This window comes from Methylobacterium sp. J-030 (genome assembly GCF_022829545.1).
Lineage (GTDB): Bacteria > Pseudomonadota > Alphaproteobacteria > Rhizobiales > Beijerinckiaceae > Methylobacterium.
The window spans coordinates 1-21970 of the sequence record NZ_JAKSYM010000121.1 but is presented as its reverse complement, the minus strand read 5'-3'; the positions used below and the strand labels follow the sequence as shown (position 1 = coordinate 21970).

Annotated in this window: 18 protein-coding genes and 3 pseudogenes; 6 read left to right on the top strand and 15 right to left on the bottom strand. The window is 69.2% G+C overall.

The features are described 5' to 3' along the window. Positions 1 to 9 precede the first annotated feature (9 nt). On the bottom strand, positions 10 to 1458 hold the full coding sequence (locus MKK75_RS06755) for an amidase (protein ID WP_244041842.1): 1449 nt from the start codon (positions 1456 to 1458) through the stop codon (positions 10 to 12). 13 nt (positions 1459 to 1471) lie between these two features. Further along, positions 1472 to 3062 (bottom strand): annotated as a pseudogene (locus tag MKK75_RS36320) (ABC transporter substrate-binding protein). 214 nt (positions 3063 to 3276) lie between these two features. Here MKK75_RS36320 and MKK75_RS06745 point away from each other — a divergent pair. From MKK75_RS06745 to MKK75_RS06735, 3 genes are all read left to right on the top strand, one after another. Continuing rightward, positions 3277 to 4122, top strand: a complete 846-nt coding sequence (locus MKK75_RS06745; RefSeq protein ID WP_244041841.1) for an aspartate dehydrogenase — start codon at positions 3277 to 3279, stop codon at positions 4120 to 4122. Positions 4123 to 4216: 94 nt separating this feature from the next. Continuing rightward, positions 4217 to 5581 (top strand): MFS transporter, encoded by a 1365-nt coding sequence (locus tag MKK75_RS06740; RefSeq protein WP_244041840.1) that lies wholly within the window; start codon positions 4217 to 4219, stop codon positions 5579 to 5581. A gap of 301 nt (positions 5582 to 5882) precedes the next feature. Beyond that, the gene (locus MKK75_RS06735; RefSeq protein WP_244041839.1) at positions 5883 to 6650 is read left to right on the top strand and encodes a molybdate ABC transporter substrate-binding protein; all 768 of its coding nucleotides are present in this window, start codon (positions 5883 to 5885) and stop codon (positions 6648 to 6650) included. Positions 6651 to 6698: 48 nt separating this feature from the next. On the opposite strand, the gene MKK75_RS06730 is transcribed toward MKK75_RS06735, so the two are convergent. The 6 genes from MKK75_RS06730 to MKK75_RS06705 all read right to left on the bottom strand — a co-directional run bounded on the left by MKK75_RS06730 (position 6699) and on the right by MKK75_RS06705 (position 14010). Next, positions 6699 to 7496: an alpha/beta fold hydrolase gene (locus MKK75_RS06730; RefSeq protein WP_244041838.1), complete on the bottom strand. Its 798-nt coding sequence runs from the start codon at positions 7494 to 7496 to the stop codon at positions 6699 to 6701. A 4-nt stretch (positions 7497 to 7500) separates the two neighbouring features. Continuing rightward, positions 7501 to 8859: an MFS transporter gene (locus tag MKK75_RS06725; protein WP_244041837.1), complete on the bottom strand. Its 1359-nt coding sequence runs from the start codon at positions 8857 to 8859 to the stop codon at positions 7501 to 7503. Positions 8860 to 9177: 318 nt separating this feature from the next. After that, positions 9178 to 9795 (bottom strand): Ldh family oxidoreductase, encoded by a 618-nt coding sequence (locus tag MKK75_RS06720; protein WP_244041836.1) that lies wholly within the window; start codon positions 9793 to 9795, stop codon positions 9178 to 9180. A 290-nt stretch (positions 9796 to 10085) separates the two neighbouring features. Then, positions 10086 to 10949 (bottom strand): amidohydrolase family protein, encoded by an 864-nt coding sequence (locus MKK75_RS06715; RefSeq protein ID WP_244041835.1) that lies wholly within the window; start codon positions 10947 to 10949, stop codon positions 10086 to 10088. A 5-nt stretch (positions 10950 to 10954) separates the two neighbouring features. Then, positions 10955 to 12883 carry a TRAP transporter large permease subunit gene (locus MKK75_RS06710; RefSeq protein ID WP_244041834.1) on the bottom strand — a complete coding sequence of 643 codons (1929 nt, stop codon included), beginning with the start codon at positions 12881 to 12883 and terminating at the stop codon, positions 10955 to 10957. Positions 12884 to 12888: 5 nt separating this feature from the next. Next, a complete protein-coding gene (locus tag MKK75_RS06705) occupies positions 12889 to 14010 on the bottom strand; it encodes a TRAP transporter substrate-binding protein (protein WP_244041833.1) in 1122 nt (373 codons plus the stop codon). 36 nt (positions 14011 to 14046) lie between these two features. Here MKK75_RS06705 and MKK75_RS06700 point away from each other — a divergent pair, with 36 nt between their 5' ends. Continuing rightward, the gene (locus MKK75_RS06700; RefSeq protein WP_244041832.1) at positions 14047 to 14259 is read left to right on the top strand and encodes a hypothetical protein; all 213 of its coding nucleotides are present in this window, start codon (positions 14047 to 14049) and stop codon (positions 14257 to 14259) included. Further along, on the top strand, positions 14256 to 14582 hold the full coding sequence (locus MKK75_RS06695) for a hypothetical protein (protein ID WP_244041831.1): 327 nt from the start codon (positions 14256 to 14258) through the stop codon (positions 14580 to 14582). Before MKK75_RS06700 ends, MKK75_RS06695 begins: the two co-directional genes overlap by 4 nt. A gap of 256 nt (positions 14583 to 14838) precedes the next feature. Here MKK75_RS06695 and MKK75_RS06690 read toward each other — a convergent pair. The 4 genes and pseudogenes from MKK75_RS06690 to MKK75_RS06675 all read right to left on the bottom strand — a co-directional run. Further along, positions 14839 to 15166: pseudogene (locus MKK75_RS06690) on the bottom strand (transposase); the annotation flags it as partial. Positions 15167 to 15736: 570 nt separating this feature from the next. Beyond that, the gene (wrbA, locus tag MKK75_RS06685; RefSeq protein ID WP_244041830.1) at positions 15737 to 16390 is read right to left on the bottom strand and encodes an NAD(P)H:quinone oxidoreductase; all 654 of its coding nucleotides are present in this window, start codon (positions 16388 to 16390) and stop codon (positions 15737 to 15739) included. A 9-nt stretch (positions 16391 to 16399) separates the two neighbouring features. Then, complete coding sequence (locus MKK75_RS06680; RefSeq protein WP_244041829.1) at positions 16400 to 16693, bottom strand: hypothetical protein; 294 nt, start codon at positions 16691 to 16693, stop codon at positions 16400 to 16402. A gap of 446 nt (positions 16694 to 17139) precedes the next feature. After that, complete coding sequence (locus MKK75_RS06675; protein WP_244041828.1) at positions 17140 to 17322, bottom strand: hypothetical protein; 183 nt, start codon at positions 17320 to 17322, stop codon at positions 17140 to 17142. Between the two features lie 236 nt (positions 17323 to 17558). On the opposite strand from MKK75_RS06675, the gene MKK75_RS06670 reads away from it, so the two are divergent. Beyond that, positions 17559 to 19247: a methyl-accepting chemotaxis protein gene (locus MKK75_RS06670; RefSeq protein WP_244041827.1), complete on the top strand. Its 1689-nt coding sequence runs from the start codon at positions 17559 to 17561 to the stop codon at positions 19245 to 19247. A 381-nt stretch (positions 19248 to 19628) separates the two neighbouring features. On the opposite strand, the gene MKK75_RS06665 is transcribed toward MKK75_RS06670, so the two are convergent. From MKK75_RS06665 to MKK75_RS06655, 3 genes and pseudogenes are all read right to left on the bottom strand, one after another. Beyond that, positions 19629 to 20747, bottom strand: coding sequence for an alpha/beta hydrolase (locus MKK75_RS06665; protein ID WP_244041826.1), 1119 nt, complete (start codon positions 20745 to 20747; stop codon positions 19629 to 19631). Between the two features lie 252 nt (positions 20748 to 20999). Continuing rightward, positions 21000 to 21322, bottom strand: a pseudogene (locus MKK75_RS06660) (transposase); the annotation flags it as partial. 137 nt (positions 21323 to 21459) lie between these two features. Beyond that, positions 21460 to 21699: a hypothetical protein gene (locus MKK75_RS06655; RefSeq protein WP_409567532.1), complete on the bottom strand. Its 240-nt coding sequence runs from the start codon at positions 21697 to 21699 to the stop codon at positions 21460 to 21462. Positions 21700 to 21970: the final 271 nt, after the last annotated feature.

The window sequence follows — 21970 nt, the reverse complement described above, 5'->3', positions numbered from 1 at the left end:
CTCCTCGGGTCAGTCGAGTTCCGGCAGCGGCGGCCGCCGGTCCGCCCAGGGCATCGCCCGCTCGAAGGCGGCCGCGACCTGCAGCAGGCGCGCATCCTCGCCGACGCGTCCGACGAGCTGGATCGCGACCGGTACGCCCGCTTCGTCGAACCCGCAGGGCAGGCTCACCGCCGGGTTGCCGGTGAGGTTGAACGGCATCGTGTAGGGGTACCAGGCCGCGCGCAGGTTCGGCACAGGCGTCCCGTCGATCGTGATCGGACCGAAGAAGTCCTGGTCGATCGGCAGGGCCGTGCGCGACAGGGTCGGCATCGCCAGGACATCGATGTCGTCGAACCACGCTTGGACCTGACGGTAGAGGGCGGTGCGCGCGAAGATCGCCGCGTAGAGCTCGGCCGCCGAGACGTCGCGCACCCGGTCCATCTGGCGCACGAAGGTCGGGCACAGGATCTCCCGGTGCCGCGCGAGGTGGTGGCCGAACTGCGCCCTGCGGTAGGCGCCGTTGCTGACGAACCAGAGGGCCTCCGGGTTCTCGAACGGCGCCGCGTGCCCGCGCGTCTCGGCGCCGAGATCCGCCAGCGCGGCGACCGCCCGCTCGCAGGCGGCCAGCACATCGGCCGCCACGTGCGCGTTGCCGAGGCACGGTCGCCAGCCGACGCGCAGCCCGGCGAGGGACTTCGTTCCGGGCGAAACGGCGTCCAGCGCCGCGACGAAGCCCGATTGGAGCCGACCCGCGCTGAGCGGATCCCGAGGGTCCGGTCCGGCCATCGCGTCGAGCATCAGCGCCGTGTCGCGGACGGTGCGGGTCATCGGCGTCACGTAGGAGATGTTGCCGAACCCGTCCTGGGCGTATTCCTGCGGCACGACGCCGAGCCCCTGCTTGAAGCCGACGACGCCGTTGCAGGCGGCGGGGATCCGGGTCGAGCCGCCGCCGTCCGTGGCGACGCCGAGCGCGGTCAGTCCCGCCGCCACGGCGACCGCCGCCCCGCCGCTGGAGCCACCCGATGTGCGGCCCGCGTCCCAGGCGTTGCGCGTGCGGCCGAACAGGGGCGCCTGGGTCAGGCATTGCTGCCCGAATTCCGGTGTGGTGGTCTTCCCCACGACGATCGCGCCGGAAGCCTTCAGGCGGGTCACGACCTCCGCGTCGGCCTCCGGCACGTGCTCGGCGAAGACGCGCGAGCCCCAGGTGGTGCGGATCCCGGCGGTCGGAACGAGATCCTTGATCGAGACCGGCAGGCCGTGCAGCGGCGCCAGCGGCTCTGCACGCATCACCGCGGCCTCCGCTGCCCGGGCGCCGGCGAGCGCCTGCTCCTCCGCGACGGTGATGAAGGCGTTCAGCACCGGTTGGGCCCTGGCGATACGCGCGAGCGTCGCCGTCATGAGCTCCACCGGGGACAGCCGCCGCGTTCGGATCAGGGTCGCGAGTTCCGCCGCGGGCCTGTAGGCGAGGTCATCCGCCATGATCCCGATCCCCTCAAGCCCGCCGCACATTCCAGAAGGTGCTGAAGCCCTTCAGAATGCCGGTGAGGTCGCGCTTGGCCGCCGTGGCGTAGAAGGCTTGCCCCAGCGGCATGAAGGGCACCTCGGCCATCGCCCGTGCCTGGATGTCCCTGCAGATCGCCCGCTGCTGCGCGGGATCGCCGCTCGCCAGCCACTGGGCGCGCAGATCCTCCACCCGTGCGTCGGTCGGCCAGCCGAACCACGCGCGCTCGCCGGTGCCGCGCAGGGCCAGGTAGCCCGCGGGGTCGAGGAGGTCCTGGCCGGAGAAGGTCGTGAAGAACGCGCTCCAGCCGCCCTGCGCGACCGGCTCCTTCTTGGCGCGGCGCTGCACCACGGTGCCCCAGTCGGTGACCTGCGGGTCGACGTTCATGCCGATGCGACGCATCAGGTCGGCGGCCACCTCGCCGAGCGCTTGGAGCTTGGGGCTGTCGGTCGAGATCAGCACCACCGTGCGCTCGCCCCGATAGCCCGCCGCCTCCAGCGCGCTTGGCCTCCTCGACCGGCCGCGGGCTCGCCAGGATGTCGAGGCCGGCCTCGCTCGCCATCGGCGTGCCGGGCGGGAAGACGCCGACCCCGTCGCGCCACAGGGCGCGGTCCTCGCCCATCATCGCCAGCATGAAGTCCTCCTGGCGCACGGCCGAGAGGACGGCGCGGCGCACGCCCGGATTGTCGAAGGGCGGGTGCAGGTGATTCACCCGCATCAGGGCGACGTTGCCGAGGGGATCGCCCTGGAAGACCTGCAGGTCGCGGCTGCGGCGCAGGACCGGCAACAGGTCGGTGGGTGGATTGTAGAACATGTCGACCTCGCCCGCGACGAGGGCGTTGACGGCGGTGGCCGCGTCCGGCTGGACGAGCCACTCGACCCGGTCGAAATGCACGATCTTCGGCCCAGCGGTGCCGCTCGGCGTCCCGGTCTCGCGCGGGCGATAGCCCTCGAACCGGGTGTACACGGCGCGCGCGCCGACGACGCGCTCGTCCGCCTTGAAGCGGAACGGGCCGCTCCCGACGATCTAGGTGAGCTGGGTGAAGGCGTCGGTCCGTGCCAGCCGCTCGGGCATGATCGCGGGGTAGGGGGCGCCGTTGCGGGCCAGGGCGTAGGGCAGGAGCGGGAAGGGCCGCTTGAGGCGAAAGCGGATCGTGCCGTCGTCGGACGCCGCGAGTTCGTCGGTCACGGCCATCAGCGCACCGCCGAAGGCGTCACGGCGCGCCCAGCGCGCGAGGCTCGCGACGCAATCCCGGGCGCGTACGGCCGAGCCGTCGTGGAAGTTCAGTCCCGGCCGCAGGGTAAGATCCCAGGTGAGGCCATCGTCCGAGACCGTGTGGCCGGCCAGCATCTGGGGCTGGGGCGTCAGCCGTTCGTCGAGGGCGAACAGCGTGTCGTAGACCATCGCCGCGTGGTCGCGGGTGACGTAGGCGGTGCTCCAGGTGGGGTCGAGGACCGTGACGTCGGTGTAGGGCACGTAGCGCAGGACGCGCGTGCCCTGGGCGGCGACGCGGCCCGGCCGTGCGATGCCCGCGGCGAGGGCCGGGACCGCTGCGAGCTGGAGGAAACGACGGCGATCCATCCTGCACCTCGTCGAGCACGCACGCGCCCGGCGCGCCGGTCAGGGTCACATCCCCGGGGGCACATGGCAAGCCGCATGCCGGCGGCGCGTTCGGGCCTAGCCACCGGTTGATCGGCGGTCCAAGATGCAAGCGATCCGCGTCATCTTTCGGCACGGCCGATGCACAGGGTGGCGGTGGCCGGCCGTTCCGGCCTCGATAAGACGGGACCCCAGCATGCCGCCGCAGGAAGCAGCCAGATCGCCGGTCCGCGGCGGGCGCGTCGCGATCGCCGGCCTCGGCACCGTCGGGCGCGCCGTGGCGCGCGCCCTCGACGGGGGGGCCATACCGGGCCTGTGCCTGACCGCCGTCGCGGTCCGTGATGCCGGCAAAGCCCGCGCCGAGCTCGCGTCGCTCGCCGCGCCGCCCGAGGTCGTCACCGCGTTCGACGCCCTGGAGCCGCGGGCGGACATCGTGCTGGAATGCGCGCCGTCCCAGCATCTTCCGGCGATCGTGCGGCCGTTCGTGGCGGCGGGCAAAACCGCCCTCGTGTTGAGCTGCGGGGCGCTCCTCGACCACGAGGACCTCGTGGAGACCGCCCGCGCCCACGGCGGTCAGATCGTCGTCCCGACCGGCGCGCTTCTCGGCCTCGACGCCGTGACGGCCGCCGCGGAGGGCACGATCCACACCGTGCGGATGATCACCCGCAAGCCCGTGCGTGGCCTCGTCGGCGCGCCCTACCTCGTGGAGAACGGCATCGCGATCGCCGGCATCACCGAGCCGATGCGGGTCTTCTCGGGCAGCCCGCGCGAGGCGGCCCGCGGGTTTCCGGCCAACCTCAACGTCGCGGTCGCGCTCTCGCTCGCCGGCATCGGCCCGGACCGGACCGAACTCGAGATCTGGGCGGACCCGAACCTCGACCGCAACACCCACCGCATCGAGGTCGAGGCCGACGCGGCGCGGTTCTCCATGACGATCGAGAACGTGCCGACCGACGAGAACCCCCGGACGGGCCGCATCACGGCCCTGTCGGTCATCGCCTACCTGCGCAAGCTCGCCGCCCCGCTCCGGGTCGGCACCTGACCGGCCGGGCCGAACTGGCACAGCCCGTGCGGCCGGTCGCCTGCGCCCGGGCCAGCCTCCGCGCGCGGAGGCCCCCTCAGACCCGGAGCGGTCCGTGACATCGACGAGCGACGAGACCCCGTCCGAGATCGAGCGGGCGACCATGCGGCGCGTCACGCTCCGGATCATGCCGCTCTTGATGCTGGGCTTCCTCGTCGCCTTCATCGACCGGGTCAATGTCGGCTTCGCGGCGCTGCAGATGAACGCCGAGGCCGGCCTCTCGGCCTCGGTCTTCGGCCTCGGCGCGGGGCTGTTCTTCGTCGCCTACTTCCTGTTCGAGGTGCCCTCGAACCTGATGCTCGAGCGGTTCGGCGCCCGCCTGTGGCTCGCCCGGATCATGATCACCTGGGGGGTGATCTCCGCGGCCACCGCCCTCGTCGTCGGACCGGTCTCGTTCTGCGCGGTGCGCTTCCTGCTCGGCGCGGCGGAAGCCGGCTTCTATCCCGGCGTGATCTTCTACCTGACGCGCTGGTTCCCGAAGGCCTATCGCGCCCGGGTGATCGCCCTCTTCGCGGTGGCCGTGCCCCTGTCGAACTTCGTCGGCTCGCCGCTCTCGGCGGCGCTGCTCGGGCTCGACGGCTGGCTGGGTCTGCGCGGCTGGCAGCTGATGTCGATCGTCGAGGCGGCGCCGGCCGTGGTGCTCGGCCTGCTCGTCCTGCGGTTCCTGCCGGAGGGGCCAGACCGGGCACCCTGGCTCGACGCGGCGCAGCGCGGCTGGCTCACCGGACGCTTGGAAGCCGAGCGCGCGGAGCAGCCCATGGTCCGGCCGTCCGTCTGGCGGGTGATCCTCGATCGGCGCGTGCTCGCCGCGGGCTTGATCTTCGCCGGCAGCGTCGGCGCGAGCGCGTGCCTGTCGATCTGGCAGCCCCAGATCTTCAAGTCCTACGGCCTCTCGACCATGGAGATCGGCCTGCTCAACTCGGTACCCTTCGGGGTCGCGTGCGGGCTGATGGTGCTCTGGGCTCGGCGCTCGGACCGCACGGGGGAGCGGGCTTGGCACGTCGCCGGGCCGCAGGCGCTCACCGCGCTCTGCCTCGCGGCGGCGCTGGCCACCCAGGGGTTCGGACCGACGGTGGCGATCCTGTTCCTGGCGATCCTGGGGACCTACGCCGTCAAGGGCCCGTTCTGGGCCATGGTCACGGAATGGCTGCCGCCGGGCGCGTCCGCGGCGGGAATCGCGCAGATCAACGCCATCGGCAATCTCGGCGCCTTCGTCGGGACGTACCTGATGGGTGTGATCAAGGACGCGAGCGGCAGCTACGCGCTGGGCCTGCTGCCGCTCGCCCTGGTCACGGCCACGGGCGCCGCGCTCGCGCTGGGATTGGGCCGCACGCGCGCGCCGCTGAGCCCCGTTTCACCGGGTGAGCGGGCGCAGACCGCAACGCTCGCCCCGCGGGCGAAGACCCGCGAAGCAGGATGAGGGGCAAGTCCCAGCCTCAAGCACCGCCCGCGCCGCGCCCTGTGGCCGACAGCCCACCATCGCTGTCCGGGATCAAATCTCCGGGCGAGCGTGCGGCGATGCCGCGAAGCGACGCGTCCCGGTGCCGCCGTATCCGGCGTCTCCGGGGCCGCGCTCGGACGGGGGAGGGCGCGACAGGCGGGGCGGCGGACGGCGGCCGGACGCGGCCCATCGCGTGTCGAGTGCGGCGCTCCGTGCTGCACGATCCGGCGCATCCCGTCGGTTCGCGCGATCGCGGGCGTCGCGCCCGAGGAGAAATGCCATGTGCCGAGCTCAGCTGCTGTCGATCGCCTGCTGCATGGCTGCGCTGAGCCCGCCCGCGGCGGCGGCCGACATCCGTGTGCTCGCGACGGGCGTCTACGCGTCCAGCCTCAACGACCTCGCCGGGCCGTTCGAGGCAATGACCGGCGATCACCTCGTCCTGACGATCACCAATGCGGGCGGCGTCCTCGCCAGGCTTGCCGCGCACGAAGACGCCGACGTGGTCATGACCGCCTCGGCCGGCATCGACGCGCTGGTTTCGCGCGGCGACGTCCGGCCGGAGACCAAGGTCGATGTCGCACGCATGCGGCTCGGCGCCGCCGTCAAATCCGGGGCCGCGCTCCCCGACCTGACGGGCGCGGCGGGTTTCCGCACCGCGCTCCTCGCGGCGCCCGCCGTAGCCTACATCGATCCCAAGGGCGGCGGCTCGGCGGGCGCCTTCTTCGACGGGATGCTGACCCGGCTCGGTCTCGCCGAGGCCGTGCAGGCCAAAGCGGTGCTCTGCGCCACCGGCGCCGAAGTGGCCTCGGCCGTCGCCTCGGGCCGGGCAGCGATCGGGCTGACGCAGGCCAGCGAGCTCATCGACGCACCGGGGGTGGCGTTCGCCGGGTTCCTGCCCGAGGCCGTCAACACGTGGACGCCCTACGCCGCCGCCGTCACGACGAAGACGCAGCACTCGAGCGCGGCACGCACTTTCATCGCCTTCATGATGGGACCAAACGGGAGCGCCCGGCTGAAGCAGGCGGGTTGGGACGTCCCGCCGCGCTGAGGGAAGGACCCGTACCAGCGGGCCATCCGAGGGGTTCAGCGGTCTCGATCAACCGGCCAGGAAGGCGAGCAGGCACGCGTTGAACGCCTCCGCGCTATCCAGAGACGAGATGTGCGCCGCCCCAGGGATGATCGTGAATCGCGCATCGGCCACGCCGTCGCCGACCTCGCGCGCGACGGCGGGCGGGAACAGCGTGTCCTTCTCGCCCGCGATCACCAGGGTGGGATGCCCGATACCCTGGAGGCGACCCGCGACGTCGAACGCGCGCATGCCGAGGGCGACGTTCGCGAGCGAGGACCCGCTGTGTCGCTCGGCCAAGCGGCACCAGGTCGCGTAAGTCGCGCGTCCGGCCGAGCTCTCCCGGTACGGCGCGTTGAGCATCACGGGCCACGTCGCTTGGAAGCGTTGGAGCGGCCCGCCCGGCCGATGAAACGTCGCGACCCAGCCGGCGACGAGATCCGCCGTCGCCGGGTCGTTGAAGGCGGCCCGCGAATTGGCCACGACGAGCCGGTCGACCCGCTCTGGCCGCTCGAGCGCGAGCGTCAGCGCGATCATGCCGCCGAGCGACAAGCCGCAGACCGAGACGCGCGCGATCCCGAGATGGTCGAGCAACCCGATCACGTCCCGGGTCAGATCGTCCACGGTGGTGACGTCGGTGGCGGGATCCGACAGGCCGTGCCCGCGGAGATCGGGCAGGATCACGCTGTAGCCGGCGAACACCAGGGCGGCGACCTGATTCATCCAGGACCACCCGGCGTTCGTGAACCCGTGAATCAGCATCACGGGATCGCCCCGGCCGAGCAGCTCGTAGTGCAACCGGCGTCCGTCGCGTTCGAAATGCGGCATCGTCTCAAACCTGACCCGTCGTCCCGGCGAGTTCCGCCGTGACCGCTTCCAACGATTTGCCGCGCGTCTCGTAGCCGAGGAGGTAGCCCCCGACACCCCCGATCAGCAGCAGCACGCTCAAGGCGGTGAAGAAGGCGTCGTTGGGAGCGCCGCTGCCCAGCATCCATCCGAGCATCGGCGCCGCGACGATCCCGCCGATCCTCTGCCAGGCCGCGGCCCAGCCCGTCCCGACCGCGCGGTACCGCGTCGGGTAGACCTCGCTCGTGTAGGCGAAGAGCGGACCGCCCGCACCGCCCGAAGCGAAGAACGCCGTCAGCGCGCCGAGCCCGAGGATGGACCAGGACTCGGTGGCCTGCCCCCACGCGAACATGAGGAGCCCCCCGACGCAGAGGAACACCGGGACGGTCGTGCGCCGCCCCCAGCGATCCAGCAGCAGGCCGCCCGCGATGTTGCCCAGCGCGCCCGTCCCGGCGATCAGTCCGGTGAACGCGAAGCTTTTGACCACCGGGAAACCCATCCGCGCGAAGATCGACGGCAGCCAGATCGCCACGGCGAAGAACACCGCCCCGCCGGTGAGCTGCATCAGCCAGATGCTCGCGGTCGGCCGCAGATAGCCGCCGCGCAGAATCGCGCTCAGGTGCGCCGGCTCGGCCGGCGGTCGATGTCGGGGCGGTGGCAGCGTCCGTGGGTCGATGGTGCTCAGGTCGTCGACGATGCGGCCGGCCTGTTCGAGACGGCCGCGGGCGATGAGGAAGCGGACGGACTCCGGTAGCATCACCCAGAGCACGATCAGCACGAGGCCTGGAACGGCTCCCGCGATGAACATCCCCCGCCAGGTGAACGCAGGGATGATGAAGAGGGCGACCATCGCCGCAAGGAAGCTCGAGCCTTGCCAGAACGCCACGGTCGAGGCGAGCATGAGGCCGCGCCGGCGCGTCGGGATGAACTCGGAGAGGTAGGTGAAGACGAGCGGCACCTCCGCGCCCAAACCGATACCCTGGAGGATCCGCAGCACCAGGAGCGCGTCGTGGCTCCAGGCGAACGCGACGGCGCAGCTGAGGGCGCAATAGGCGGTGATCGCGCCGACCATCGTCCACTTGCGTCCGAACCGGTCGGCGAGGAAGCCGACACAGGTCGAGCCGATCAGCATGCCGATGAAGACGCTCGAGGCGAGGATGCCGGCTTGAGCCGGGCTGAGCGCGAAGGCCGCGACGATGCCGGGCAGCGCGAAGCCCATCATGTTGATGTCGAAGCCGTCGAACAGATGGCCGAGCGCGGCCGTCACGTACATGCGCCAGTGTTTGGGCGTGAGCGCTGATCGATCGAGGCTTTCGAGCAGCTGACCCGGGTTTATATGTGGCATCGTACTCGGCAACTCGACTGTCTTAATTGTTTCGTCTCTTCGCTCGGATATCGCTGCAAATTCGGTTCCATCACCCATCGACGTGTCGCCCCGGCGATTCAGGCCGCTCGGCGCTGAGCGTTCGGCAGCGTGCGCAGCGCGCGTTATCGGGCGCGCGGGTGACGCGGGGCGCAGGCGGCTCCCCGCGCCGCTTCGCGGACTGACCGGGCAGGATCCGCGGCCGTGTCGCACGCCAGCAGACTTTGCCCGATCCCGAGACGTCGCGACGCTCCACGCGGGCCTGCGCCCGCCCGTGCCGGCCCCCGAACGCCGCGCCGCTCAGGAGAACGGAAGCCGGTCCGCGATCCCGATCTCGCCCGCGAGTGTTCGCAAGTCGTCCAGCGTGTCGTCGGGCAGCTGCAACCCGGCGCGCCGATGATCGGCGTCGTTCCGCGCCTCGATCTCACCGGGGTAGAAGACCGCGTCGTATCCCTGTGCCAGCGGGACGGCCTTCAGGCCGGCGATCATCGCGTCCATGCGCGCGCCGAAGCCCTCGATCGGCTGGAACGCCGCGATATCGAGGGCGATCATCAGGTGGCCGGCGCCGCTGCGTTCCTGGGCCTGATACGGCCCGTGCACCCCGGATCCGAAGGCGCTGCCGGTGAGAACGCCCGAGAGCATGTCCATCGCGACCGAGATGGCATAGCCCTTGTGCTGCGCCATGGGCAGGATGATGCCGTCGATCGCCTCCTGCGGATCGATGGTCGGCGCGCCCTCAGCGTTGATCGCCCAGCCTTCCGGGATCGCTTGCCCCCTCTGGCGCGCGAGGTAGATCTTGCCGCGGGCCACGCCCGTGTTGGCGATGTCGAGCACCAGCGGCGCGTGGGTGCCGGCGGGCGCGGCCCAGGACCACGGGGTCGAAGCCGAACCGGAGCACACCGCGCCGGTGGCGGCCATCGCGGACGGCGACGGTCACCGTGCGGAGGCCAGCGCCCGTCAGCACATCCAGGCCGCGCAGCGAAATGTGCTGACCCATGGGGTAGGCGCCTGAGTCCGGGGCGATCCCCGGAGCGGAGGCGTTCGCGTCCCTGCCCGATCCGCGCGCCTGAAGCTCCGTAAGGCGACGGTCGGCCCCCATTCTCGCTTGTCCGCCCTGGGACGGGGCGGGAAGACCGTTCCTCACCCCGGAAGCCGATGGTGCAGCGGACCAGTCCGTCGCGATCGATGATGCCGCCCTGTAGCGGCGCTCAAAATCCGAAGAGCGCATCCGGGTTGTCGACGAGAATGCGCCGACGGTCAGCCTCACCGGAAACCCAGGAACCGAATAGTTCCAAGAGGTCGCTGGTGTTGGGCATCCCGCTTCTCAACCCGACATGCGGCCAGTCGCTCCCCCACAGGAGACGATCGGGTCTGAGCGCGAGGAGGGCCTCCACATAGGGGCGAAGCTCCGGATAAGGCGGGCCTCCCGGAGACAGGCGATAGGCGCCCGACAGCTTGACCCACCCCGTCCCGGCTTCGATGAGGCGACGCAGGGCCTGGAATCCCGGCTGCTCAAGCCCCTGCTCGGGCGCCAGAAACCCCATGTGGTCGATGACCACCGGACACGGAAGTCGCCGCAGGCGCGGCTCCAGCTCCACGAGGTGTGCGGGCTTCAGGAGGAACTGGAGGTGCCAGCCCATCTCGGAGGCCCGGGCCGCGGCCCGCTCGATCCCGGACGGTTCGAGACCGCCCGGGTGGGCCATGATGAAGCGAATGCCGCGCGCGCCGCGCGCGTGCAGGGCGCGCATCTCGGCCTCGGAGGCGTCCGGACCGACCACCACGACCGCACGCATCGGTCGCCCGATTGCGGCGCCCTCCTCGAGCTGGTCACGGTTGTCGAGGCCGAAGATGCTCGCCTGGACGACGACGATCCGCTCGATGCCGAGCGCGTCGAACAGCCGGCGCGCGCTCGCGGCCGCGGCTTCCGGCGGCGTGTAGTCGCGCTGCGGCACGAGCCGCGCGAGGCGGTTCGGACCGAAGACGTGGAAATGCGTGTCGGTCGCGCCGGGCGGCATCCGGAAGCTCGGGGGACGCACGTCCGGATCGGGGGCGAGGCAGGTATCGTCCGTCATGGGGCTCAGCGCGATCCGACGAGGTTGGGCAGGGCGTGGGTGAACCAGGGTATGAACGCCACGGCGAGGACGCCGAGAACGAGCACGATGAGGTAGGGGATCATCGCCCGGCTGGCCGCCTCGATGCGGCTCTCGGCGACGGCGCACGCGATGTAGAAGCCGATGCCGATCGGTGGGATGAAGATGCCGATCCCCATCGCGAGGATGATGACCATCGCGTAGTGGATGCTGTCGATCCCGTACTGCCCCGCGATGGGGATCAGCAGCGGCCCGAGGATGATCAGCGCCGGCAGCCCCTCGAGCAGCGATCCGACCACGACGAGCAGCGCGAGCGAGCCGATCAGGAAGGCCGCCCGGCTGTCGCCCAGCGCGTGCAGGAGCGCGATCAGGGCGACCGGCAGGTTCGCCGCTGTGAGCGTCCAGGCGAACGAGCCGGCCGCGGCGATGATGAAGAGCACCATCCCGGACAGCACCCCGCATTCCACCACGATCCGCACGAGATCGCGCAGCCCGAAGGCGCGGTACACGCCGCAGGCCAGGATGAGGCCGTAGAGCACGGCGACGGCCGAGATTTCCGTCGGGGTGGCGAAACCGAAGCGGATGCCGACGACCATCAGGACCGGCATGACCAGCGGCAGCGCGGCCGCCCCGGCCGCCAGGGCGAGTTCGGGTCCGGTCGCGCGCGGCATGCGCGGTGCCCCTTCACGCACGGCCAGGACCCAGTTCAGGATCATCAACAGAACGGCGATCACGGCGGCGGGCAGGAGGCCGGCGATGAACAGCGTCCCGATGGAGATCGGCGCGACGGAGCCGAGGACCAGCATCGCCAGGCTCGGCGGGATCGTCTCCGACATCGCGGCCGAGGCTGCGAGGACCGCCGCGCTCCGCTCGGGCCCGTAGCCCTGTTTCTTCAGCTCGCCGCGCAGCACCGAGCCGACCGCGACGACGTCGGCGACCTTCGATCCGGAGATGCCGGACACGAGGTAGATCGTCAGGACGACGACCTGGAGCAGCCCGCCCCGCAGGTGGCCGACGAGCGCCATCGCGAAGCGGACCAGCCGCAGGCTGATCCCGCCGCGTTCCATGATGAGGCCCGTCCAGATGAAGAACGGCAGGGTCAGCAGGATGAAGTTGCCGGTCCCATCGACGGTGTTCTGCGCTGCCGCGATCAGCGGCGCCGTGCCGGTGAGCTGAAGGAAGACCAGGGAGCCGAGCAGCATCGCGAAGCTGACCGGCAGGCCGAGGAGGACGGCGGCGAAGAACAGGACCAGCATCAGGCCGAGCGCCGCCTGCGGGCCGGGGCGCGGAATGTCCGGCAGCGCGGTGACGGCGAGCACGATCGCGACGGCGACGGCGATGCCGGTCAGCGTGCGCCAGGCGAGGGCAGGACGGTAATCCGTCGCGAACCGCTCGACGGCGAACAGGACGACGAGCCCCATGCCGACGCTGAGCGGGACGACGAACCACGCGGCGCTGATCTGCAGGATCGGCGTCGTGGACAGCGCGGCGATCGATAGAAGGTCGAGGGAGACGTAGCCGACCGTGGCCGCGGTCACGAGGACGAGACCGTCGATCGCGATCGCGACGGGCTCGCGCCAACCGGCCGGCAGCTGCTGGCGCACGAACTCGACGGTGGTGTGATGCTTGGCCCGGTAAGCCAAGGCGCCCCCGATGAAGGCCAGCGTCGTCAGGCAGAGCTTGGCGGCCTCGTCCGCCCACAACAGCGACAGGTCGATCGTCGAGCGGGCGGTGATGTCCCAGAGGATGATCCCGAGTTCGCCGACGAGCGCCACGACGAGGAGGGCGCGGCAGAGCCACGCGACGAGATCGAGCCCGCGGCCGTACAGGCGGAGCGCGGCGTAGGGCGATAAGGCGAGCGTGGTCGATGTCCGCTCGATCGCACCGTGGGTCAGCGTGGGCTCTCCGGCGGACACGGGGGCTAACCCTTCCCGACCTCCTTCATCACGGCATCGACCAGATCCGGCCCGATGATATCGCGGAACTGCTTGTACACGGGCTCGACCTGCTTGCGGTACGCGTCTTGGTCCACCGGCAGGATCGCCAGGCCCTTCGCCTTGAAGCGCGCGGCGGTCTCGTCGGTCGCTGCCGCGATCGTGGTGCGCCAATCGCCCGTCATATCTTGCGCCGCCGCCCTGATCGCGCTCCGCGCCTGCTCGGGCAACGCGTCGAGCTTGGCCTTGCTCGCCATGAGGACCCCGACGTTGTAGACATGATTGGTCGTGTTGATCGTTCGCACGACCTCATCGTGCTTGCCGGCCGCGACCGAGATCATCGGCGTCTCGATAGCTTCGATCGTGCGCTGCGACAGCGCGAGATAGACTTCCGTGAGGTCGATCGCGATCGGGTTCGCGCTGAGCGTGCGGAACATCGCCGCAAAGATCGCACCGGGTTGGACGCGGATCTTGAGCCCCTTGATGTCGGCCGGCTCCGGCACCTTTCGCTCGACGGTCGATACGACGCGCCAACCCCAGTGGCCGTAGGACAGACCGTAGATGCCCTTGGCGGGCATGAGGTCGAGGAGTTGGCCGCCGATCGGCCCGTCCAGGACGCGCTCGGCGGTCCTGGCATCGGGGAAGAGGAAGGGCAGATCCACCACTTGAAACCGCGGGAACAGCGGGCCGATGAAGCCGGAGGTATGCGCGCAGAGATCGATGATGCCGGTCTGCATGCCGGTCATGATGTTGGTGCCGCTGCCGAGTTGGCCGATGCTGAACACCTGAATTTCGACAGCGCCGTCCGTCCGTTTGTTCACGTTCGCGGCAAACCGATTCAGCACAGCGTAAAGGGGATGCGCCTGCGTGTCGGCGAAGGTGAGCTTCAGTGTATGCGCCGGTGTTGCGGCGAAGCCCGATCGCGCCAGAAACGGCAGGGCTACCGGCGCGCCGAGGACGGCACCGGCGAACGTGCGGCGACTGATCAAAGGCGTTCCCTCGTTCCCTGGGCAGGCCTTATTGGCTGGCCAACCACTGGTTCGGCCGCCCGTTTTTTTCGGCCGCGATTGATCGCGAGGATGTCCCCGGCCACGGTGCCCGTCAATCATACCCCACGGGCAACCTTGAACATCGGGTGACAGTTGTTGAGGGCCCTCTGGATCTGGGGCCAGCTGACCACTCAGGGTCGAGAACTTCGGGTCTACGCCGAGCGTGCCATCACGGTCGCCGGTGAGATCCGGACGCGGATCGGCAGCGGCGACGCCCTGTGGAGCCGCGTTCGGTTTGGCGTGCTCGACAGGGTCGCGGTCCTGTGGCTCCCACTTTCCATGGCGCTCATCGATCCTACCCGCGCGTGACCTTGGAACTGGAGGTCGCCCTGATGGCCGGCCTTCAGACCCTCACGGCGGACGGTGAGGTCGACCGGCCGCTAATGCCGGGCAGCGCTTCGACCAGCACCGCGCCCCGCGCTCCCGCGGGCGGGTGCGCTTCGCCTGGATGGCCGGCTGCGCCCTCGGCCTTCCGGACCATCAAGCCCCCGGACTTTCGGGCGATCCGCATCCTGTCGCTCGGCAAGACCAGCGTCCATCACCACCACACCGTGGAGCGCCGGCTCAGCAAGGGGGTGACGCGCCGCGCGTCGTCGATCTCTGCAACAGCATGGATGCCATCGCCTCCCTGACACAGGTCGGCGTGTGCTTGAACCTACTCTCAGTCGAGTGCTGCCGGGCGTAGATCACGTCCGGTGCCCTTCGGATCGAAGACCTGTTCGGACGGGATGCCGTCGGAATCCTTCTCCGTCTACGAGGCGGACGCCGCGACATCCATCCCGAGCCCGCTCAGAGAACCCGCCGCGGCGTCGAGTACCTTCACGGATGACTACGGTGCGTGGTTCGCCCGTGCGGGTGAGGTGCTTGCGCTTTGAGACGCGTCGCTCGATCGGGGCTGTAGGGCGGCAGAAACAGGAGCTGGGCTCCGGCCGCCCGGATGACGGGCGGCCTTGCCCTCATGGCTGCCGAGGTTGTCCAGGACGACGTCGCCCGGCGCGAGGGTCGGGACGAGGATGTCGGTGACGTAGCGCTGGAAGATGCGGCCTTTGATCGGCCCATCGATCACCCTGGGGGCCGTGACCCGGTCGTGGCGCAGCGCGGCGATGGAGGTCAGCGTGCGCCAATGGCCGTGCGGGACCTTGGCGTCCAGACGCTGACCGCGCGGTCCCCAACCGCGCAGCGGCGCCAGGTTGGTCTTGACCCAGGCCTCGTCGATGAACGCCAACCGGCGCGGATCGACCTCGGCCTGATGCGCCTTCCAGCGGCGAGGCTTACGCGCGCCTGCAGGTTTGTCCTGCGCGCGCGCCCGCAGGGTTTTTTATAGCTGAGCCCCTGGGCGCGCACGAACACCCAGGCCGCGCGGCTGTCCGTCTTCACGCCGCGGGCCGCCTGTTCCGCCACGAGCCCGCGCAGCGTGAACGGCCCCGCCCGCAGCCGATCTGCCAGCCAGTCCCCGGATGGACCGGCCAGCCTGCGCGTCTTGTGACCGCCGATCTGGCCCGGCGCCAGCGCGCCGGTCTCTTGCTTGAGCTTGCGCCACTTCGACACGCAGGACGGGCTGATCGCCAGCGCCGTACCGATCGCCCGGATAGTCTCGCCTGCTTCCTACCGCGCCAACGCGCGAGCGCGCAGGTCTTCCGAGTATGGCCGCGTCATCCGTCCCCCCACGTCACCAACCCACCCGGGAATCCGATACCCCGACGTTGGAAAACCACGATTCCGTCAAACCGCAGCACGCTGAGAGCCAGTCTGACGACCCGGACAACCCGGCCAGGGACGGCTTGGCTCAGTTTACGGCCTTGCGGCTTGGCATCTCGCCGGCTGCGATCAAGGCACCGGCAATCGCTACCATCCGCCGCCCCTGATGACGCGCAGCGTCGAGGTCTTCTAGCCGAGGTTGACGGTTCTCTTTGCCGACGATCGTGGATGCTCCGTAAGGCGAGCCCGCCTCCAGCATCGCGTCGTCGGTGTAGCCGGTGGGCAGGATGACCATGCCCAGATGCGCCATCGGCGCGTACAGCGACAGCGTGACTACCTCGGAACCGCCGTGCGGCCAGGATGCCGCCGCGAACGCACCCCCGACCTTGCCGGCCAGGGTACCCCGCTTCCACTGCGGCCCGAGCCGATCGAGGTAGTTCTTCAGCTCAGTCGCCATCGCGCCGAAGTAGCTGGGCGTGCCGAACAGGATCGCGTCTGCCCATTCGGCATCATCGTGCGTTGGTGCTTCGTACAAGGCATTTTGCCGAGCCGCGCTCTCCGACCAGCCGTCGACTTTCGCCATGTCTGCCGCGTCAGCCAACTCCCGTGGTCTGCGCACGCGTACCATCGCGCCAGCCTCTTGCGCAGCCTCCGCCGCAGCGGTTGCAAGCTTCTCGACGCTGCCGCTGCGCGAGTAGTAGACGATCAGCAGGCGGGTCGGATCTGATTTGTGGTCGGCCACGCCGTCCCCCTATGGATTGGCGCTACGTGTCGCCGGCTGCGGGTAGGACGGGTTGCCGCCCGGAACAGCGGCGTTGTTTGACGGCGATGTCGCGCTGCCTTGGCCACTCTCGGTTCCGGTGATCTGCTTGCGTGAGGCGCCCTGGCTCTGGCTGGCATAATCCGGCGGCGAGCTTGCGCCCTGCCACAGCATCAGTCCTACCAGCGCAACCAGCATCAGGCCGACACTGACGATCAGGACGTAGAGCGCCGGTTTGCCGCGCTTTCCCTGTCGGCCGTCCTGCCCGGAGAGTTGTTCTGCCACTGATGGACCTCGCTTGCCCGCACATGCAGGCCTGGAGATGCAACGGGTCTTCGGTGTGAGAGGTCCGATCCTGTGGCGCTATGGCACCCGGATCCCTGTACGTGCGTAAGGGTCGCCCCGCGGATCCAGGCCGCGGGGCAGTTCACGTTACATCCCGGATCGACGCATGTGGTGACGCCGGTGATGCTTCATGCGCATCATGCCGCGCTGGCCGCCCATCCGCTTCTCTGATGGGCTCTTTACGCTGCCCGGGTTGTTCATGTTGCTCTGAGCGCTGCCTCCAGCCGGCATCTGAGCGCGAGCCGCTCCCGTGACTGCGAACGAGAGCGCCGCAGCGAGGACAAAGGTCTTCATCATGTCGATTTCCTCCAGACGGATCCTGTCGATCGGTCCAGACTTGAACGTCGTCGCAATGTATATCGTTCAGGCACGTGTCATGGCTGGGATTACAAATCTTGTTTGCGCCGCAGCCGGATCGCCAGGATGATCGCACCGGGCCAGAACACGAGGCTTAGGAGGGCGATAGGGATGATGGGCCGCCCCTTCCACCAGGCGATGATCACCGGCAAGAACAAGCCCGGGACCGCAGCCGCCAAGAAAATCCAGACTTGCAGGTCGGACAAGTCCATGTGCTGCGCGCAGCCTCCCCGCCGAAGCCCTCCCTATGTAGCGCAGCAAGACGCTGGCGCATCTCGGCGCCCGTTCGACGCGAGGTAGATACGTTCTGAAACAAAACGATGCGCTGTACCTGCTTGCGAATCCGATTCAATGTCAAAGATTGGCACCCTATTAACCATTACAGATCAGGTTGCCGCCTGGGTAGCGGGAAGCCTTTTAGCTGAGGAGCTGCCTTACGAGGTGCGCCGTGTTTCTCCGACCCAGTTCGATCCGAAACAAGCTGATCCTGGCTTTCTCAGTCTTATCTCTGTTGATCGCTGGTGTTGGATTCCTGGGGCTCAACAGCAGTCAGAGAATGCGTGAGCAGGCTCTCGACGTCGAGACGAATTGGCTTCCGAGTATCCGCGTCCTGGGCGAAATCGACACGCTGACTGCCCGCATGTCGGCACTGATGTTGCGCCATACGCAAGCGATCGATCCGACACTGCTGGCTGCCATCGAGAAGGATTCGGTGCGCTTCGGTAAGAAGCTCGGCGAGAAGCGAGCGCTCTATGAGAGCCTGATTAGCTCGCCGGAAGAGCGTGCGACCTACGAGATCTTCGCGCGGGAGTATCGCGGTTTCGAGGTCATTCGCGACGCCGTCCTGAACCTCTCCCGCAATGGGCAGAAGGCCGAAGCGTTCGCCCTCTATGAGAGCAAGGGCATCATCCCGCGTCGCGCGGCGTCAACGGCGCTCGACAAGCTGGTTCTCATCAACAACGAGGGGGCTGCGCAAGCCCAGACTCAAAGCAAAGCCACGTATGAAAGTACGTGGGTTTGGGGCATGACCGCAATACTCCTTGGGCTCGCCGTGTCGGCCCTGGCGGCCCTCTTGATCGTTCGAGGCATCTCCCGTGGCATCACCTCGGTGGTACGGCCGATGCAGGCCTTGATCGCTGGCGATCTATCTGCGGAGATTCCGTATCTAGGCCAGCGAACCGAGATCGGGATGATCGCGGACGCTGTGCAGGTGTTCAAGGACGGCCTGATCCGCATGAAGGCCCTGGAAGCAGAGACCGTGCAGGCCCGTCTAGCCGCTGAGGAACAGCGCAAAGCCGGCATGCGTCAGATGGCCGACGGCTTCCAAGCCGCGGTCGGCGGCATCATCGGAATGGTATCGTCCTCCGCTACCGAGCTACAGGCGACCGCACAGACCATGACTGCCACAGCAACTGAGACCGCCAGCCAATCGACTACCGTGGCGGCTGCCGCTGAGGAGGCGGCCAGCAACGTCAACACGGTCGCGGCGGCAGCGGAAGAACTCGGCTCGTCGGTCCAGGAGATCAGCCGCCAAGTCGCCGGCTCGGCCGACCTAGCGCGGCGTGCCGTGCACGAGGCCGACCAGACCGGCGCGCTGGTGCAGGCGCTGAGCGCGGCCGTGGCGCGGATCGGCGACGTGGTCGGGCTGATCTCGACCATCGCAGGTCAGACGAACCTGTTGGCCCTCAACGCCACCATCGAAGCGGCGCGCGCCGGTGCCGCCGGCAAAGGCTTCGCCGTCGTTGCGTCGGAGGTGAAGGCCCTCGCCGAGCAGACCGCCAAGGCCACGAGTGAGATCTCGGGGCAGATCGGGCAGATTCAGGCCTCGACAGGTGATGCCGTCATATCGATCGCCGGCATCACCGGGCGGATCCGCGAGATCAACGGGGTTGTGGCTTCGATCGCCGCCGCCGTGGAGGAGCAGGGTGCGGCGACGCAAGAGATCGTCAGGAACGTCTCTCAGGCAGCGCAGGGTACCGGTGAGGTGACGCACAACATCGCGGGTGTAGCGGGCGCGGCCGAGGAGACCGGCGCAGCGGCGAGCCAGGTGTTGGGGGCGGCCTCGGAGCTCTCGCGGCAATCGGAGCACCTCGCGGCCGAGGTCGGGCGCTTCCTCTCCACGGTGCGGGCCGCATGAGGTGACAACGCACATGGTGGGATCTCGCGTCCGCACGGCCACGGGCGGCATCCGAGATCTCACCACAGCCCTGGCTGGCGGGTGCTGTCCCCCGTTGCACCCATCCGCCATGACCACTCCTGACAAGACCGCCTGAGACATGCGAATCGACGGCGTGTGACGGCCCGTGTTTTCAGTCGATGCGCACGCCCACCACCGCTCCGTCGTGAAGCGTTCGCCTTGCTGAACGCTCGAAGACCCTCACCGCATAGCTCGACCGCCTCCACCACGCGCACGGATTCTAGCGTGGTTTGATCGGTCGAGGTCGCCCGCTGCTTCTCGACAGCCCTTGCCCCCTGCATTGGCTGCGGGGAAAGGTCCGTTTTCACGCTCGACACCGCGTCAGTTGAGGGCTTGCGGATCCGCCTCGGTGAGGAAAGTCCCAACTTCGTGGAGGAACTGCATGCGATTCTTCTCCATCATCACCGTGTGGGTGCCTTCTCCCAGTTCAATGAACCGCTTGTAGGGCGCGTGCGTGAGCTTCGTGAAATACTCCTGCGCCTGGTAGCTCGGCAGGTCCGCGTCCCACTCGGCGTGAATGATGAGCACGGGTACCCGGATATCGCCCGGATTGTAGAGTGGCTTCCCGGCCTGCCAGAACTCCTTCGAGTCAGCCACGACACCGTTCGGTGCGCGCAGAACCGGTGGTGATTGCTTCGCGCCCCCTGTGTCGGTGGCGAACGTCGCGTCGGCCCATTGGTCGAACCAGCCGCCCGGGATCAGGTCGGCCTTCTTGTCCTCGGGCACACCGGTCAGCCAACGCACCTTGGCGTTGTCGCGGCTGACGCTGCGATATGCGCCGAGCGGCCCGGATCCGCCGCCTGTCAGGGACGGCGTGCGCGATAGCCATTGCGGTGCGTACAGGACGAGCCGATTGACCTTTTCGTTGTGGGTGCTGGTGTAGAGCCCCATGGTCGAGGTTCCCCACGACCAGCCCATCAAGTCGATCTTCTCGACGCCGCGGCGCTTCAAGATGAAGTCTACGACCTGCCCAACCACCTTTGCCGAGTCGGGCGTGCGCATGAAGGGGGCGTTGTCGGCAGCGGCCTCGCTCATGACGGCTGGGCGGCCGGAGAGTCCGTAGCCCGGCAGGTCTACGAGATAGACGTCGAAACCCAGGCCCGCGAGGTAATCCATGGCCGACATCCCGCCGAGCGGCAGGTCGAAAGCCGTGGAGGCGGGATAGGTCGCCCCGTGCACGTAGAGCAGGATCCGGTCGCCTGGAAACCGGTCGATCCCAGCGGGGCGCTTGTTGCGAACGTAAATGTCGACGCCGGACTCGCTCCAGGGCAGGCGGAACTCCTCCATTTGCAGCCGGCTCGATGGGGCAGCTGCAGCTGGCGACATCGCGGCTGCCAAGCCGGCGCTGGCAAACGCCCCGACCAGATGACGCCGCGGCAGGCCCCTGCTTGGCCGCACGCCGTCCGGCTGCGGATCTGTCTGCGATGGTTTGTCCGACATGGCGTCCTCCCATCCGCCTTGCGCGGCGGCTCCCACAATTCAAGCGCTCGGGCGCGGCGTGCGCAATGGCTGCCGTCCCCGTTCGTCCTGTTGAACATTCACAGACTGTCACTGCATGGCTCGGCCCGCGCTACCACCCGCACCGATTCCCGCGTCGTCGTTTCGTTCGAGGTCGCCTGCTGCCCCTCTGCAACGGGTCTTGAAGAAGGCGCCCAACCGCGATGGAACAGGGTTGTCTGATGGCCCTCGGCCTGCATCTCCGCGAAGATGCCGATCGCTTTGTTTTAAGACGTCGCCCTCCATGCGCGTGCGGTCGCGCTCACGGCGCAGCCGGGCGATCTCGGCTGCCTGATCGGAGGGGGAAGGCGACCAGGCTCGCCGACGGCGCTCCCGTCAGCCCCGCCGACCGCGGCGAGGGTTGCGACGCCGCTCGACGCCGTGCGCCACGGCCTCAGCAGGGAGGGCTGGATTCCGAGCTCGGCCGCGATCTGCATCTGCGGTCGCCCACTGGTTTCCAGCCGGGCCACCGCTTCGCGCTCGAACTCGGGCGCGAATTCCCGTCTCGTCATCGCCAGCAGACACCTTCCCCGCTCAGCAGGAGCGTATCAGAGGTGTCCGCGAAACCGAGGGAGGATCAGTGGAGGCTCGGCCTCGTTTCGGGCCGATCTATCGCACACGACGGCCGGAAGACGTCTCGCATCCGGCCGCGCGCTCAGCCGATGGCCAGCGCGCGGATGAGCAGGACGGCGATGGCCAGGAGCACGGCGCGCGAGGCGGTGACCGCCAGCGTCACCCGGCCGCCGACCTGCGCCAGCACGCGGACATCGACCCCCCGGCCCAGGGCGGCCATCGACACGATCGGCAGGACGCCGGCCATCCGGGCCAGCGGCCCGACCCACCCGTCCCGGCACACCCACCGCGAGCGCAGGCCTGGCAGCCACCGGAGGCCCACGCGGAACCCGGGGCACCGGCAAGGCCGCCCCGGGCCGGCTCCGCTTCTCCAGGCTGGTGCCGTGGTTTAACCTGGGCCTCCTTGCGCTCGCCAGCCTGCGCCCGCCGGGGGTGATTCCGGACGGCTGGGTCGGGGCGCTGGCCCGGATCGCCGGCGTCCTGACGATCGTTTCGATGGCCGCCCCGGGCCGGGGGGTTGATGTTCCCGGGTCGTGCCGAGTTGGGCGCCGGGTGGTCGGGGGGGTCACCCGCCTCTCTCGCCGCTCTCTTGG